Origin of the sequence: Novosphingobium sediminicola (genome assembly GCF_014196525.1) — a bacterium.
Lineage (GTDB): Bacteria > Pseudomonadota > Alphaproteobacteria > Sphingomonadales > Sphingomonadaceae > Novosphingobium > Novosphingobium sediminicola.
In genome coordinates, this window is record NZ_JACIDX010000001.1 from 378,009 (window position 1) to 394,147 (window position 16,139).

General features: G+C 65.9%; 11 protein-coding genes. 1 reads left to right on the top strand and 10 read right to left on the bottom strand.

Annotated features, from left to right (window positions below; translation table 11 throughout):
* Positions 1–5: 5 nt before the first annotated feature.
* The 8 genes from addA to GGR38_RS01945 all read right to left on the bottom strand — a co-directional run bounded on the left by addA (position 6) and on the right by GGR38_RS01945 (position 13,589).
* Positions 6–3,512, bottom strand: a complete 3,507-nt coding sequence (gene addA, locus GGR38_RS01910) for a double-strand break repair helicase AddA (RefSeq protein ID WP_183622094.1) — start codon at positions 3,510–3,512, stop codon at positions 6–8.
* Positions 3,509–6,550, bottom strand: a complete 3,042-nt coding sequence (addB, locus tag GGR38_RS01915) for a double-strand break repair protein AddB (RefSeq protein WP_183622096.1) — start codon at positions 6,548–6,550, stop codon at positions 3,509–3,511. The genes addA and addB overlap by 4 nt, the downstream gene beginning before the upstream one ends.
* On the bottom strand, positions 6,543–7,265 hold the full coding sequence (locus tag GGR38_RS01920; RefSeq protein WP_183622098.1) for a nucleotidyltransferase family protein: 723 nt from the start codon (positions 7,263–7,265) through the stop codon (positions 6,543–6,545). The genes addB and GGR38_RS01920 overlap by 8 nt, the downstream gene beginning before the upstream one ends.
* A complete protein-coding gene (locus GGR38_RS01925; protein WP_183622100.1) occupies positions 7,262–8,269 on the bottom strand; it encodes an aminoglycoside phosphotransferase family protein in 1,008 nt (335 codons plus the stop codon). Before GGR38_RS01925 ends, GGR38_RS01920 begins: the two co-directional genes overlap by 4 nt.
* Positions 8,263–8,703, bottom strand: a complete 441-nt coding sequence (gene tsaE / locus GGR38_RS01930; RefSeq protein WP_183622106.1) for a tRNA (adenosine(37)-N6)-threonylcarbamoyltransferase complex ATPase subunit type 1 TsaE — start codon at positions 8,701–8,703, stop codon at positions 8,263–8,265. Before tsaE ends, GGR38_RS01925 begins: the two co-directional genes overlap by 7 nt.
* Entirely contained in the window at positions 8,703–11,096 is a 2,394-nt protein-coding gene (locus GGR38_RS01935; RefSeq protein ID WP_183622108.1) for a PAS domain-containing sensor histidine kinase, read from the bottom strand. The genes tsaE and GGR38_RS01935 overlap by 1 nt, the downstream gene beginning before the upstream one ends.
* Positions 11,097–11,493: 397 nt before the next feature.
* Positions 11,494–12,897 (bottom strand): adenosylhomocysteinase, encoded by a 1,404-nt coding sequence (ahcY, locus tag GGR38_RS01940; RefSeq protein WP_183622109.1) that lies wholly within the window; start codon positions 12,895–12,897, stop codon positions 11,494–11,496.
* 134 nt (positions 12,898–13,031) lie between these two features.
* Positions 13,032–13,589: a hypothetical protein gene (locus GGR38_RS01945; protein WP_183622111.1), complete on the bottom strand. Its 558-nt coding sequence runs from the start codon at positions 13,587–13,589 to the stop codon at positions 13,032–13,034.
* A gap of 250 nt (positions 13,590–13,839) precedes the next feature.
* On the opposite strand from GGR38_RS01945, the gene GGR38_RS01950 reads away from it, so the two are divergent.
* Positions 13,840–14,319: a peroxiredoxin gene (locus tag GGR38_RS01950; protein WP_183622113.1), complete on the top strand. Its 480-nt coding sequence runs from the start codon at positions 13,840–13,842 to the stop codon at positions 14,317–14,319.
* Positions 14,320–14,390: 71 nt separating this feature from the next.
* Here GGR38_RS01950 and GGR38_RS01955 read toward each other — a convergent pair whose 3' ends face one another.
* Together GGR38_RS01955 and GGR38_RS01960 are read right to left on the bottom strand one after the other, a co-directional pair.
* Positions 14,391–15,134, bottom strand: a complete 744-nt coding sequence (locus tag GGR38_RS01955; protein ID WP_183622114.1) for a ParA family protein — start codon at positions 15,132–15,134, stop codon at positions 14,391–14,393.
* Positions 15,135–15,263: 129 nt separating this feature from the next.
* Complete coding sequence (locus GGR38_RS01960) at positions 15,264–16,061, bottom strand: right-handed parallel beta-helix repeat-containing protein (protein WP_183622116.1); 798 nt, start codon at positions 16,059–16,061, stop codon at positions 15,264–15,266.
* Positions 16,062–16,139 lie beyond the last annotated feature (78 nt).

Here is a 16,139-nt window from a genome sequence, read left to right on the forward strand (position 1 = left end):
CCACCCTAGAGCGTCAAGCTTTCCTGCTTGGGCCTCAAGCTGGCCTTGTGCGGGGCAAGGATGCTTTCGGGCAAGGCGATCAGATGCGGCCCGGTGGTATAGAGCAGCGCCGCCTCGACCCGCCGCCCCGGATAGGTCACCTCAAGGGCTGCAACATAGGCGGCCATCTGGCGCAAAATCGCCACCGACACCTGCGCCGCGCTGGTGGCCGGACGCCGCGCAGTCTTGAAATCGATCAGGCGGATGCGGTTGGGCGTAATCAGCAATCGGTCGATCGTGCCCGCCACCACCTGCTCGCCCACGGTGGCGGCAATCGGCACCTCGGCCAGAGCGTCCGGCCCGAACAGATCAGCCCATTCCGGGTTGGCCAGCACGTCGATGGCGGCCTGGGCCATTTCGCGATGCGCCACCTCGTCCAAATCGCGCGCCTGTCGGCCCAGCCATGCCAGCGCCGCGCTCATCGGATCGGCCGCGCCGCTGAGGCGTTCGAGCAAGGCGTGGATCAACGTGCCACGCCGCGCGGCGGCCGCGCGCGCGGGGCCAAGGGCGGTTGGTGGATCGGCGGCGGTATCCTCGCCCAGCGCCGAAGGCGCAAGCGGGCGCGGCGGGCGCGCTTCCTCGGGCGCAGCGCGGGTCAGCCATCCCGGCTTGCCTGCCTCCATGCCCAGTTCCATCGTCTCGGCCTGCCATTGCGGCGCCTCGGCCAGCGCGCCAAACCGCACCTCCGCGCCCCAGAGCGGATCGGCCAGCCAATCCTCGGGCGCGAAAGTCTCGGCAAGGCGGGCAAACCAGCTCCCCTTGGCCGGTTCCTTCTCATTCGCGGCCAGAGCGCCGCCGATGAACAAAGCCTCCTCGGCCCGCGTCATCGCGACATAGAGCAGGCGCCAATGTTCCTCGCCCTCGGCCTTGGCCGCGCGGGCGGCGGCCTCGGCAATTGGCCCCTGCCGCTCCTCCTTGCCCAGATTGGGCAGCGGGACCACGCGCCGGTCGCCAGTGATCGCCGCGCTGGGGTCCTCGACCGAAAGCGGCGAGCCCTTGCTCTTGGCCGGATCGCCGGTGGCATCGGCAAGGATGACGATCGGCGCCTGCAAACCCTTGGAACCATGCACGGTCATCACCCGCACCAGCCCGTCGGATTTGCCCGCCTCGCGCTTCAATTCGCCATCGCCCGCGTCAAACCATGCAAGGAACCCGACAAGGCTGGGTGTGGCAGTGGCCGAATAGGCATGGGCGGCGTTGATAAGCTCATCGAGCGGGTCGTTCGCCTCGCGCCCCAGCCGCGCCACCAGCCTTTCGCGCGCGCGCCACGGCCCCACCAGCAACCAATGGATCAGCACCGGCACAGGCTCGAAATCGGCCCGCGCCAGCAATTCGTTCAATTGCGCCACCGCATCGCGCGCTAGCGCTGCATCGCTGCGCCGCAAATGCGCCCACAGCCGCCCCTCGCGATAGCCATGTTCGAGCAACTGATCTTGCGACCAGCCGAACAAAGGCGAGACGAGCAGCGCGGCCAGATTGAGATCATCCAAAGGTTGCGCGGCAAAGCGCAGCGCCGCCACCAGATCCTTGACCGCCAACGGCGCGCCCAGCCGCAGCCGGTCCACCCCCGCCACCGGAACCCCCGCCGCATGAAGCCTCGCCACGATCAGCCCGGCCAGCTCGCGCCGCTTGCGCACCAGCACCATGATGTCGCCCGCCCCGGCCCGGCGCGGGACCTTCAGCCCCTTGACCAGCGGAAAGCCATCGGGCGAGAACAGCCAGTGCTTGACCTGCCGCGCGATGCGATCGGCCATTTCACGCTCGGGCCGCGATAGCCAACTGTCCTCAGCCTCCTCATCCTCGCCCGCGCCGCCATTGGCCCCGCCCACGGGGCGCCACAGCGTCACCAATCCGGGTCGCGCCTCGCCCTGATGCGGCTCCGGCGCGGTGTCCAGACCAAAGGCCGGAGCGCCCAGATGGGCAATCGCCCGGTCGACGAAATCCAGCACCGGCGCGGCTGTACGGAAAGACCGCTCCAGCCCCAGCTCCATCAGGCGATGCGCCTTTGGCCCTCCCCGGATCTCCTCGGCATTGTCCGCCGCGCCGCCCATCCGGCCCTTGACCCTCTCGCGCGCGGCGGCGAAGTTTTCCGGGCTGGTGCCTTGGAAACCAAAAATCGCCTGTTTGAAATCGCCCACCACAAAAAGGGTGCGCACCGCCTCGGCATGAGCGCCCTCGCCCGCGAAAAACTCCTCGGTCAGCGCTTCGATAATCCGCCATTGTTCGGCATTGGTGTCCTGCGCCTCGTCCACCAAAATATGGTCGAACCGGCGGTCCAGCTTATAGCGGATCCAGTCGGCCATATCGGCGCGGCCTAGCAGGTCGGCGGCATGGGCGATCTGGTCGTCGAAATCGATCAGGCCCTCGCGCGCCTTGGCCTCCTCCCACGCCAGCGCATAGGCGCGGCCCAGTTCGAGCGCCGGGGCCAGCCAGCCCGCCAGCGCGATCAGCGCCCGCCGCGCCTTGACCGCATCAATCTTCAGCCCGACGCGATAGCAGTACTCGCCATAATCCGGCGCGATATTGTCGAGGTTTTTCAGATAAGAAGGCACGCCCTCCTTGGTAAACAGCGCCGAATAGAGATCGCCGATCCGCTCCAGCCGCTGCTCCGCCCCGGCCTCCAGCCAGTCGCAGATCGCATTGGCCTTCTTCTCGGCCGTGGCGGTCATGTTGCCCTTCTTGTCGGTCCACTGCTTGACCACATCGAGCAACCAGCGCACCGAGCGCACGTCAAACGCCTCGTCCTCGCACATGGCGACAACCTGAGCCATCGACGCATCGGCGGGCAGACCCAGCGCCTGCTTGACCCGCGGCGCCACCGGAACCTGCCACGCCCCCGGCCCAAACCACAGCCCCCGCGCGCCCGCACAGCGCATCAGCCAGCCCTCGACCGCATCCCCGCCCATCCGCAGCGACAGCGAGGCCAGCGCATTCAACAGCCCCGTATCCCCGCGCTTTTCCGCGTCGAGCAGCAATTCGGCCAGCACCTGCCGCGCCAGCAGGGTCTTTTCATGCTCCTCCATCGGCCGCGCGCCCGCGCTCAATCCCGCTTCCTCAGGGAAGGCCGCCAGCAGCCATTGCGAGAACGCATGGATCGTATCAATCCGCAGCCCCCCGCCGGGGCAATCGAGCACCGAGGCAAAGAGCGTGCGCGCCCGCGCCTGCACATCGGGCAATATGTCCGCCCCGATAGCACCCAGTTCGGCGGCCAGTTGCGTGGGTTCGGCCCGCACCCATCCGGCCAGCTTGCTGTTGATGCGCTCTGCCATTTCGGTCGCGCCCGCCTTGGTGAAGGTCAGGCATAGGATCTGTTCGGGCCGCACATGGGGCGTCAAAAGCAGGCGCAACACGCGCGAGGACAAAACCTGCGTCTTGCCCGTGCCCGCGCTGGCCGACAGCCAGACGGTTTCATCCGGCAAAACCGCCCGAGCCTGATTGCCATGCAGGCCGTGGAGTTTCTGGGCCCCGCTCACGCCTCGTCCTCCGGTATCTCTTCCGACCCGATCCAGCCGATCCATTCGTCCAGCCGCATCAGTTGGTCATAATCATTGTAAGAGGGAATATCGGGCCGCAGCCGCGCAGTGAAAGGCGCCTGACCCAACAGCCATTGCCCGATGGCGTCGGTCAGATATTCCTCGGTCCTGTGCAGGAATTCCTCGCGCGGGATGCCCGATTTCTTGCGCCCTTCCAGCACGGGTTCGTCGCGCCAGCCAAAGCCGGGATTGCCCTTCCTGCGGGAAAGCGACCAATATTCAAAGACATTGGGCACGCCCTCAACATCCTTGAACCCGCCATCCGCCGCGATCATGCCGATCAGGCCCAATTGCAGCGCAAAGCCGGCCTCGACCATCTTGCCGCTGGGCGGGCCGCCGGTCTTGTAATCCACCACGGCCAGCTTGCCGTCGGGCATCCGGTCGATGCGGTCGGCGCGGCCATGGATACGGATGCCGTCGATGCGCATCTCGCCCCGGATTTCGGTGGCCAGCACGCGGCGGCCCTGCGCGGCCAATTCGGTCACTTCCTCGTCGATCCATTCCAGCGCGGCCAGCAGGCGCGGGCGCCACAGGCTGCGTTCCAGCGGATGCGCGCTCATCCCGTCCAGCACATTGTTGGCCGTTTCGACCAGACGCCCGCGCGGCGCGCCATCCTTGTGCCACGCGTCAAGAATCGCATGGACCGCCGTGCCGCGCCATGCCGCGCTGGGCTCTGCGTCCAGCGGGTCGAGCGCTTTCAGCCGCAGGATCGCCTGCGCATAGAATTGATAGGGATCGGCGCGCAGCCGGTCGAGCGCGGTGACGGGAATGTCCACCTTGCGTTGCTCGGCGCTGGGCATGGGCTGCGGGCGCGGATGGGGCGCGGCGATCTTGCCCACGTCAATGTCGCGGGCATAGGTGACCGCGTCCGTCTCAGCATGTTTCTCGGCCAGATCCTTGCCGAGCATCGCCTGCACGCGCAGGACAAAGCGGCTGGGGATGACCGGCCCGCCCTCGTCGCGATGCGCCCAACTGAGCACCACCTGCGGCGCGCCAAGGCATCCGGCAAGGTCATGCGCGGCAAGGCCAATGCGAAACTCGGCACCCGGCACGCCCAGATGGCGCAGCACCGCAGGCGGCAGCAGCGGATCGGGCGAAGGGCTGCCCGGCCATGAACCCTCGGTCAGGCCGCCGCAGATGATAAGGTCACTGCGCGTCATGCGCGCTTCGAGCAAGCCATAGATCGCCACGCGCGGATGGCCGCCCCATGGCGGGCGCACGGCCACCTTGTCCATCGCATGACGCAGCACCGAGGCCAGATCGCGGACCTGAAGCACCGTGCCCTCGGCCGATGCGGCAAGGCGCAGATTTTCAACGAAGGAGGAGAGCGAACGCCCCGGCGCCTCGGCCCATAATTCCTCGCCGCACAAGGCCTCGCCCGCCGCGACCAGCGCGTCGAGCAGATCGGCCAAGGGGGCTTCCTCAGGCAGGCTCATCAGGGGGCCAAGGATGCCCTCGACCTCGTCCCACCATGCGCTCAGCGGTCCCGGCCCGCGTTTGGCCTCGATCCGCTCGATGATCGCGCGCAAAGGCGCCAGCCCCGCATCCGGCCTCGGCCCGCGCAGCGCCAGATCGAGCACGCGCACATGATCGAGCCAGAGCGCACGCCCCTCTGTCCCGCCCACCATCGGATGGCCCAGCAGCGCGATCAGCGGCACCGGCGGCGCGCCCTCCCCCGCCACCTCGGCCAGCAGGAGCAGGAGCCGCCCCGCCGCCGTCTGGGGCAAGGCGCGGCCCGCCGTATCATCAGCCTTGATGCCCCAGCGCTGCAGATGGGCCACCACCCGGCTCGCCAGACCTCGATCGGGCGTGACCAGCGCCACGCGCTTTTCGGGCGTTTCCAGCGCCTCGCGCATCAGGATGGCGATGGCTTGGGCTTCCTCGCCCGGATGCTCGCTTTCCATCAGACGAACGGCGGCCAGACGCCTTTGCCGCTCGGCCAGATCGACCCAGCGCGCCGAAGCCTTGGCGGGCAGGAACAGGTTCGAGATCGCCTTGCTGCGTTCGGGCGGGGCAGCCGACGGCCCGGCGCGATGCCACAGGTCCAGTTCGCCCCGCGCCACGCCCATGCGGTTGAGCAGCAGTTTCAAATGATATTGCGGATGGGTCAGCGCATCCTCGCGCCCAAAGGGGGCATCGCCCAATTCGGGCGCGACGCCTGCATGGCCCAGTTCCTCCCAAACCTCATCATCCATCGACAGATCGAGGTCAGGCAGCACCACCGCCCCGCCCGGCAACTCCGCCACCACGCGCAAAAACCGCGCCAGCGAAGGCGAAGCGCTGGTGATGCCCGCGGCCACCACGGCATGGGGCGGCGGATTGTCGCGCCACACCTGCGCCGCGCGGTCGAACAGGCGGTTGCGGCGCACGGGCGGGTCCACCTCGCCGCGCGCATCCAGTTCGGCACGCCAATGGGCCTGCACCGTCAGAAAGGCGCGGGTCGATTGGCGCCAATGCTCGGCCTGCTCGCCAATGATGGCCAGCACATCCTCTTTCAGCAAATCCTCAGGCGCGATGCCTTCAACGGCCAGACGGTCGATGCTCTGCGCAATCTCGGCCGCGCGGCGCAGGCGCACCGCCCCGCCCTGCGCGCCTTCGGCCCCTTCGACCTGCGCCAGAATCTGCGCCAGACGCAGCCAGCGGCGAGTGGGATCAGCGGCGGGGGGAATGTCAGACGCCCCGATGGGGTCGAGCAAAGGCCCCAGCGCCTCGTCCAGATCGAGATCACCCACGATGACCATGCGCGGCAAGAGCAACCCGCCTGCCCCGCCGCGAAACCCATCGGTCCCGGCGCGCACAAAGGCCTCGGTCAGATTACGCGCCGCACGCTGATTGGGCAGCAACAGCGTCAGCCGCGCCAGCCCCAGATCGGGATCCGCATAGCGCGGGATCAGCCCCGCCACCAAAGCATCGGCAAAGCCGCGATGGGCTGGAATCGAATAAACCTTGGGGAGCCGGGCCGTGACCCGATCAGACACGGTTCAGCGCTTCCTCGGTCGGCGCGATGGATTGCGGCGTGCCCACCTCAAACCACTGGCCGGTATGGACCAGGCCATAAAGGCGGCCCTCCTCCATCGCGCGATTCCACAGGATGTTGGTGGAAAACGGCCCTTCCGGCGCATCGCGCAAGAGGCGGTGCGAGACGATCTGAATGCCGGTGAAGATGAAAGGCGCGACCTTGCGCGGGGCGCGGCGGGCCACCCGGCCCAGCGGATCGAGGCGGAAATCGCCCATGCCGCGATAATTGCTGGCGTCCGAATGGCGCACCATCAGCAGCAGCGCGTCCATACGATCCGCATCCCATGCCGAGGACAGGTCATGGAACACATCGACCGGTCCATCGAGCCAGACATTGTCCGAATTGAGCGCAAAGAAAGGATCCGGCAGAAGGCCCTCACGATAGGCCTTGACCATCCCGCCGCCGGTTTCCAGCAGCATGGCGCGCTCGTCCGAAATGGTGACGACCGGCTTTTGCCGCTTGCCCATATGTGCCAAAAGAAAATCGGCCATGTAATGCACATTGACCACCGCGCGCGCCACGCCCGCCTCGACCAGCTTGTCCAGCGCATGGTCGATCAGCGGACGTCCCGCCACCGGAACCATGGGCTTTGGCCGCGTGGCCGTCAGGGGGCGCATCCGCTTGCCAAGGCCGGCGGACAGCACCATCGCCGTATCGGAGACCAGAGGCTTCATGCTGCGATCCTTCCGCCATGGGCCGCGCGGATGTCCGCCGGGATATTGTCTGTGAACCAGCGCGCCACCGGGGCCAAGGCCGGATGGGCCAGATCGCGCTCCATCGCGGCCCAGACGCGCGGGATCATGTCGAGATAGCGCGGCTTGCCATCGCGGCGACACAGACGGACGAAGATGCCGACGATCTTGGCATTACGCTGCGCGCCCAGCAGGGCATAGTCGGCAAGGAAAGCCTCACGGTCAAAGCCGGTGGCGGCGAGGTAATGCTCGATCATCGCGCTTTCGATTTCGGGCGAGACATCGCGGCGGGCATCCTGAAGCAGGCTGACCAGATCATAGGCCGGATGGCCGACCAGCGCGTCCTGAAAATCGAGCAGGCCCTGATCGGCCAATCCGCCGCGCAGCAGCATGATGTTTTCGGCATGATAATCGCGCAGCACCGTGACGCCGCCGGTCGCGTTATACGCCATCTGGCGCGCAATCATCGGGGCGAGAGCTTCCTCCCACGCGGCATCATAGCCTGCCTCATCGACGCTCAGCCCCATCGCGGGCGCATACCATTCGGTCAGCAGCCGCACTTCGCGCAGGTAAACCGCCCAGTCATAGGGCGTCCAAGGCCCGCCCGGCAGGCGCGTCAAAGCCACCAGCGGGGCCAGCGCGCCTTCATACACCGCGCGTTCGTCCTGCGGGCGTTCATCCAGCCAGTCGCGCACCCGATCATTGCCGAAATCTTCGAGCAGCACCCAGCCCTGCGCCGCCTGTTGCGCCAGAATGGCGGGCGCGCGCAGGCCGTTATCACCCAGCCAACCGGCCACGGCAAGGAAGGGCGCGGGGTCCTCCTGTGGCGGCGGAGCATGCATCAGCATCGCGGTTTCGCCCGTTCCGCGGCGCAGGCGGAAATAGCGGCGGAACGAGGCATCGCCGGGCAAAGGCTCCACAGCGGCATCGCCCCAACCGGCATAGGCGGCAAATTCGGTCAGACCATCGGGCAGATTGTTCAGCATGGTACGCGCCCTAGCCAATCGGCCCCCGGTTCGACAATGGCCCGCCGCCCATCATCCGCAGTTTCGAGTGTGATCGACAGGCATCCCGGCTCATGGGCAAAGCCACCCGCCATCTGCGGCCATTCGGCAATCAGCACCCCGCCCTCGCGATATTCGTCCAACCCCAGCTCCTCGGCCTCGGACGGATCGGCCAGGCGGTAGAAATCGGCATGAACCAGCGGAAAGCGCAAGTCCTCATAGGGCTCGATGATCGCAAAGCTGGGCGAAGGCACCTCGCCCTCATGGCCCAATCCGGCGATGATCGCGCGGGCCAGCGTGGTCTTGCCCGCGCCCAGCCCGCCGTTTAGAGCAACCACATCGCCGGGGCGCAAAGCGGCTGCAAGGGCCATGCCCCACCGCTCCATCGCGGCCAGATCGGGCAGCATTATTTCCATCAGTCCAGCTCCACAATCGCCGCCGTGCCCTGCCCCGGTTCAGACAGCAGTTCGAGATTGCCGCCATGCGCCTCGATCAATTGCCGCGCCAGAGGCAGGCCCAACCCCTGCCGCCGCGCCGCGCCCTTGGCGTCCGGGCTGGTCGGCTGGATCGGCAAACCGTCAAAGGCGCGGGCCAGCGCGGCCCGGTCCATGCCCGGCCCATTGTCCGAAATCACCACGCGGGCGCGCTGTTTTCCATCGCCGTTTTTGCCATCCTTTTGGCGCGAACGATGCCGCCCCACCTCGACCAGAATGCGCCCGCCGCTCGGCGTGGCGTCCAGCGCATTGTCGAGCAGATGCGCCAGCGCGCGGCCCAGACGGCGCGGGTCGGCCTCGATCTTGCCCGCATTCAGACTGCTGCCGCGCAGGTCGAGTTCGAGGTGTTTTTCCGTCACCACCGCCTCGCGCTCCTGCACCAGATCGCGCATAAGGGCGAAGAGATCGACCGGCTCAAGCGCCAGCGGCAGCATCCCGGCCTCCGATTGCGAGAGGTCGAGGACATTCTCGATCTGATCGGTCAGGCGCCCGACCGAGGTCAGGATCGCGGCCACATATTCGCGCCCGCTTTCCGACAGATCGCCGCCAAGGCCAGCCTCCAGCAATTCAGCAAAACCGCCGATCGAGGTGAGCGGCGTGCGGAATTCATAGGACATATTGGCAAGGAAGCGGGTCTTGAGCTGATCCGCCTCGACCAGCGCGGCATTGCGTTCGCGCAGCGCTTCCTCGGCCTTTTGCGAATCGGTGATGTCCAGCACCGTCAGCAACCCATTGCCATCGGGCAGCGGCACGCCCGCATATTCCAGCGTCCGCCCATCGGCCAACGCCACGCGCCCGCCGGTCTGGCGCCGCTCCAGCGTGGCCGCACGCACGCCGTCGCCCACCGCCTGCGCCTGATCCGGGCGGGCCAGTTGCGCGGCGATCCGCTTCATCACATCATCGACATGCGGATGCGCGTCCAGCACCTCGGCCTCCAGCCCCCATGCGCTGGCGAACAGGCGATTCCACAATTGCAGCCGCCCATCGGGGGCAAAGACCGCGACCGCCTCGAACAGACTGTCAAACGTGGCCGTGCGCGTGCGCAGCAGCGTGTCGCGCATGGCAGAAATCCGCAAAGTCTCGGTGCGATCCTCGACCACCAGCAGCAGGCCGCCATCGGGCATCGGCTGGGCCACCACGCGCAGATGCGTGCCGTCCGAAAGCGGCCATGCCTCCTCCTGCGCTTCGGAGGCGGCAAACCATTCGGCGCGCTCCTTGCGCCATGCGCGATAGTCGCGCATTTCCGGCACCCGGCCCGTTTCGCGCGCGGCATCCAGCAGGCGCTCGAACGGCGCATCGTGCAGATCGGCGGGGGATAGCGCGAAAAGGCGCTGGAACGGCTGATTGGCGAAGGTCAGGCGGTGGCGCGCATCGAATTGCGCCACACCCGAGGAAAGCAGATCGAGCATCGAGCGCTGCGCTTCGCGGAAGGCGCGGAAAGCGCGGGAGATTTCCTCCATCTCCTCAATGTCGATGGCATAGCCCGCCACGCCCTCATCGCCCAGCGGCAGATCGGACACGCGCAGCGCGCGGCGCTGACCGCCGATAGTGGCGGCAACGATACGCTCGGCGGGGCGCTTTTCCAGCATGGCGCGGGCGGCCACCTGCGCCGGGGTCTGGCCATCAATCCGCTCGACCAGCTCCAGCCCGCCATTGACCACCGATTCCGCATTTTCCGCCCCCACCGCGCGGACATAGGCCGAATTCACCAGCCGCAGCTCTCCCTGCGGCGAGCGGAACCACATCGGGATCGGCGCGGCCTCGATCAGGCCCACCAGCGCAAGGAAATCACTCTTCGACCGCGCGGTTTCGGCGCGCATCCGGGCGATCTGTGTCTCGGCCTCGCTGGCGTCAAACACCCAGACCTGCGCCGATCCGGCGGGAGCCACCTGCGGATCGACCAGACCGCCGCGCAAGGACAACGACCGGCGTGATCCACGCGGAGAAAGCGCCAGATCGAACGAACGGCTGGTGCGCTGCGCCGAGAGCACCGCCTCGGTCAATTGCGCCAATTGCTCGGCGCTCAATCCGCGATCGGGTTTGCCATCATCCAACTCGCTCAAAAACTGCGGCATGGCCGAAAAACCCAGCCACGAAGCCAGCCGGGGCGAACCCTCGATCCGCCCGTCGCTGCGCACGATCAGCAATTGCGCAGGGCTCTCCTCCACCATCCGGGCCAGCCGCCGCGCCTGACGCACAGCCCCCGCCGCCGCCCGCCCGCGCGCCAGCGAGGACAGCACAGCCCAGCCAGCCGCCACCGCCCAAGCAGCCAGCAGCAAGCCCATGACAACCATGGCAAGAGGGGTCCATTGCATTGCCTATCAGCTAAGCGGGCGGGGGGCGGTTGGCAATGGGGAGATGATATTTAAGGGGGGGCAGGGTGCCTCCGGCGGAAGGTTTGGAGATGCCTCCGGCGGGCAAAGGGACTCGTCCCTTTGCAATCCCGTTAATGGGGTGGTGGGAGGTTTGCTGCGTGGCGCAATGGGTTATTAAAGCCTGCGGCGCGGCCAACTCACACCAAAAGCGCCGCAGGCTTTATATCTGCAACGCCGCGCCCAACATCCAAGGCCGAACCCATAGCGCCACACCGACAGTATCGGGATTGCAAAGGGCCCCCGCCCTTTGCCCGCCGGAGGCACCCTAAACCCCAAAAAAAGCGCCCCGCGAAGGATCTCCCCCGCGAGGCGTTTTTTTTACATCAACCCGTAAGGATCAATAGCGGTAGTGATCCGCCTTGAACGGCCCGGCCTGCGGCACGCCGATATAGTCGGCCTGCTTCTTCGAGAGCTGGGTCAGTTGCACGCCCAGCTTTTCGAGGTGGAGCGCGGCGACCTTTTCGTCGAGGTGCTTGGGCAGGACGTAAACGTCGTTCTTGTACTCATCGGCCTTGGTGAACAGCTCGATCTGGGCCAGCGTCTGGTTGGTGAACGAGGCCGACATCACAAAGGACGGGTGGCCGGTGGCGCAGCCCAGGTTCACCAGACGGCCCTTGGCCAGGATGATGATCTGCTTGCCATCGGGGAAGGTCACGAGGTCGGTGCCAGGCTTCACTTCGTTCCAGGCATAGTTCGACAGGCCCGAAATCTGGATTTCGCTGTCGAAGTGGCCGATGTTGCACACGATCGACATGGGCTTCATCGCGGCCATGTGCTCGGCGGTGATGACGTCTTCGTTGCCGGTGGCGGTCACGAAAATGTCAGCGCGCTTCACGGCTTCTTCCATCGTGACGACTTCATAGCCTTCCATCGCGGCCTGAAGCGCGCAGATGGGGTCGATTTCAGTCACCATCACGCGGGCGCCGCCATTGCGCAGCGAAGCAGCCGAGCCCTTGCCCACGTCGCCGAAACCGGCAACGCAAGCGACCTTGCCGGCCAGCATCACGTCGGTGGCGCGGCGGATCGCGTCAACCAGCGATTCCTTGCAGCCATAGAGGTTGTCGAACTTCGACTTGGTCACGCTGTCGTTCACGTTGATCGCGGGGAACGGCAGCTTGCCCTGCTTGGCAAGGGCGTAGAGGCGGTGGACGCCGGTGGTGGTTTCTTCCGAAACGCCGCGGATCGCCTTGACGCTGGCGGTCAGATAGCCCGGCTTTTCCTTGAGGAAGTTCTTGAGCGCGCGCACGAACTCGATTTCTTCGGCGTTGCTGGGCTCGAACAGGTCTTCGCCTGCCTCAACGCGTGCGCCCCACAGGGCGAACATCGTGGCGTCGCCGCCATCGTCGAGGATCATGTTGCAGGGTTCATCGCCCCAGTCGAAAATGCGGCCCACATAGTCCCAATATTCGGCAAGGCTCTCGCCCTTCACCGCGAAGACAGGGATGTTGCCGGCGGCGATGGCGGCGGCGGCGTGGTCCTGCGTCGAGAAGATATTGCAGGTGGCCCAGCGCACTTCGGCGCCCAGAGCAACCAGCGTTTCGATCAGCACGGCGGTCTGGATCGTCATGTGCAGCGAGCCGGTGATGCGCGCGCCCTTGAGCGGCTGCGAGGCGCCATATTCGGCGCGCAGAGCCATCAGGCCGGGCATTTCGGTTTCGGCAATGGCGATTTCCGCGCGGCCATAATCGGCCAGGCCGATGTCGGCGATCACATAGTCCTTCTGGGCTTCCAGCGTGGTCACGAAAAGGCTCCTTAGAGAGTGGGCGCCAAAGGGGCGCCAATCATGGTCGCCCTTTAGCCCAGCCCCCGCCCCCGCGCAAGGGATATAAAGGAACCTTTATATCCCTTATGGGTCCCCCGCGGAAATGCCCCGATCTAGGGGCGATAGGCCAGCCTTGGTCCCGCCCCCAGCGCCAGATCGGCCGCGTCCTGCAACACCGCCGCCCCCTGCGTAACGGCCAGGGCATGGGCCAGTTCCTTGAGCGCGCGGCAATCGAGCCACGGATGCCCGCCGCCGAACTGGTTGGCCATGCCAACGCCAATCCGGTCGAGCGCACGTTCAGCGGCATCCTTACCTTCCTGCGCGGCGATCTGGGTTTTCAGATCGCGCGCCGCCGCGTTCAATTCAGACATATGCGCCGCCTCGAAGGCCTGAAAATCCTCAAGGAAATTGTCCGCCGTGGTGCGGCAACGCAGGCCCGTGACCATCAGCATGATATCCAGCTTGCGCAGTTTCTCCGCCGCGCTGACCGGGTGCTCGTCCTGTCGCGGGGCAAGCACGGGCCGCGCAAAATCCGGCACGGAGAAATCGGACTCCGCATGATTCTGTTCAATCGTCTGCTCTATCGTGCGCTGCGCCATCTGGGCCTGTGCGCCCTGCGGCCAACCGATGGCCAGCGCGCCCAAAATCGCCGCATATGGCCCGATGCTCAATCCCTTCCTCATATCCATCCTCCCCGATGGTTGCGGCGCTTTGGCCGCATGTGTTCTTGTGGCGCCCCGCCAGCTTTGCAGATTGCGAAAAAGCCCTTTACCCGCCCCCAAATGCTAAGGTTAACGGTGCATCAGGGATAAATTCTTGCGCGCAGGCCCATGCGTGGTTGCGACTGCGAAAGGGCGGCCTATATCTGTGCGCGACAGGAGGCGGACAATCGCAACGCCCGCCCCGCATAAGGAGAAAGCCATGACCATCGCCCCCGGCGACAGCCTGCCCGACGTCAAGCTCGTCAAGTCCACCGATTCCGAGCGCGAACCCGTTCAGACCGCCGAATATTTCAAGGGTAAGAAGGCCGTCGTCTTCTCGGTGCCCGGCGCGTTCACGCCCACCTGCTCGGCCAAGCACCTGCCCGGTTTCGTGGAAAAGGCCGCTGAGCTCAAGGCCGCCGGCGTGGACGAGATCGTCTGCACCGCCGTCAACGATCCCTTCGTGATGGGCGTCTGGGGCGCGCAAAAGGGCAGCGCCGACGTGACCATGCTGGCCGATGGCAATGGCGACTTCGCCGCCGCTCTGGGTCTGACGCTCGACGCTTCGGGCGCGGGCCTTGGCAAGCGCGGCCAGCGCTTCGCCCTCGTCGTCAATGACGGCGTGGTGGAAAAGGTTTTCGTCGAAGGTCCGGGCGAATTCAAGGTGTCCAGCGCCGAATACGTGCTGGAAAACCTCTGATTTTCCGCTGACCTTTCGGTCGCAACAAAAGACCCCGGTGCCGCAATGGTGCCGGGGTCTTTTGTTGCCCATCAGGCCGCCTCCTCGTCCATCAGCTTCACCTCGATCGCGCGCCACAGCCGGTCAAGCGCGCGGGCCGGTTCGCAATTGGGCGCGAATGTGCCGATGGGGGCGCGGCGAAACGCGGTCTGCTCGATCATGCTGGCCATGGGGATCACCGGGAAAGGCGCCATCTTGCCCTCGCGCGCGGCGCGATGCCCTTTGCGCCGTGCATCATACATGGACAGCACCGGCAAGAGCGGCGGATGCCGTCCATTCTCCCGCAACAGATCACGCCGCAGCAGATCGAGCGCCCGCGCCGCCAGCGGCGAAGCAGGCAAGGGTACGATCAGCACATCGGCCGCAGCAATGATCTGCTCGCTCACCTCATTCTGCATCGGCGGGCAATCGAGGATGATGCGGGAAAATTCGCGCCGCAGCGGCCATGTCAATTGCGCCAGCCGCTTCTTCTGCCCCAACCTTGCCAAATGCACCGGCAATCCGCGCAAGCTGTCATCGGCGCGCAGCAGGGAAAGACCCGTATAAGGCGTCGGCTCGATCAATTGTTCAGGCCGCCCCTCGCGCTGAAACAGGCTGGCCGCGCGCATCCTTGGCGCTTCCTCCATGCCCAGCAGAAACCCGGCCCCGCCCTGCACGTCCAGATCCCACAGCAGCGTGCGATGCCCGCCCAAGGCAGCCGACCGCCAGGCCAGATCGACCGCCAGCGTCGTCTTTCCCACGCCGCCCTTGGAACTGTAAACCGCGATGACCGCCATGATCCTGCATGCTCGAAGTGGTTAAAGGACTCTTAAGCCCTATGTTCGACCTCTCGCATGGTGGCGGATTGCGCAAGGGAGGAATCGGGGCTGGTCCAAAATGGGATCGAACCGGCCCCGAATGCTACTTCAATATTGCGACATGAGGATGGGCGTATCGCCGCTGGTCATCGAATTATTGCCAAAGCTGCGCGATGCCCCGCCCGATTGCAGGTCCATCGACTTGGTGCTGCCCAGCATATTGTTATCGGCCATGATCGCATCATTGCCGGTGCCGATCACGCGCACGCCCGATTCGCTGTTGGCCAGAAACAGCGTGCGATAGATCTTGGCATGGGCCATGCCGTCGGTGCTGGACACAAGAACGCCGACGCGATTGTTGAACATCACCGAATCATTGAGCGTCACCCGGCAATTGGTGGTGGAATAGATATAGACCCCCGCCCCAACGGTGCTGCTGGCCAGACAATCCTTGATCGAAACGCGGTTGAACAGGACATCCCCCGCCTTGAGCACCTGCACCCCATAGCCATAGGCGATGCTGCGCGCCGGGGCGATGCATTCCAGCGCCACATTGTCGAACATCACCTTATCCGTGCTGGCCGCATTGACCGTGATCGAGGCGACCATCGACATCTGGCCATATTCGGAACGGATGGTCAGGCTGCGGTCGATCGTGGCCGTGCCATAGATGCCGCTGTCCATCACCGAGATCGTCCCCCCCGCCGATGTCTGGCGGATCGCATAGGCCAGCGTGGCGCAGGGGGCGAGCGCAAGGCAGCCCCCGCTGTCCAGCCCTTCGGAAGAGATCCAGGTCTGATCCACCAGCGCATGGGCCGGGGGCGCCTGAAACAACAGGGCCAGCAGCAGGCAGACCGCCATGCGGAACCAGCGGGCGAGGGTTTCGTTTGCGTTGCGTATCGTCATGGGGCCAAGTTTGCGGTCCATGACGGTTTTCGTCGAAGGAAACTCGGTTCAATTCCGAATCTATTCCCGGCCCGAATC

What these genes read in the sequence shown, in the direction of transcription:
- GGR38_RS01920 (WP_183622098.1), bottom strand. Translation starts at nt 7,265, where the DNA reads ATGAAGCCTCTGGTCTCCGATACGGCGATGGTGCTGTCCGCCGGCCTT.
- GGR38_RS01925 (WP_183622100.1), bottom strand. Translation starts at nt 8,269, where the DNA reads ATGCTGAACAATCTGCCCGATGGTCTGACCGAATTTGCCGCCTATGCC.
- tsaE (WP_183622106.1), bottom strand. Translation starts at nt 8,703, where the DNA reads ATGGAAATAATGCTGCCCGATCTGGCCGCGATGGAGCGGTGGGGCATG.
- GGR38_RS01935 (WP_183622108.1), bottom strand. Translation starts at nt 11,096, where the DNA reads ATGCAATGGACCCCTCTTGCCATGGTTGTCATGGGCTTGCTGCTGGCT.
- GGR38_RS01950 (WP_183622113.1), top strand. Translation starts at nt 13,840, where the DNA reads ATGACCATCGCCCCCGGCGACAGCCTGCCCGACGTCAAGCTCGTCAAG.
- GGR38_RS01955 (WP_183622114.1), bottom strand. Translation starts at nt 15,134, where the DNA reads ATGGCGGTCATCGCGGTTTACAGTTCCAAGGGCGGCGTGGGAAAGACG.
- GGR38_RS01960 (WP_183622116.1), bottom strand. Translation starts at nt 16,061, where the DNA reads ATGACGATACGCAACGCAAACGAAACCCTCGCCCGCTGGTTCCGCATG.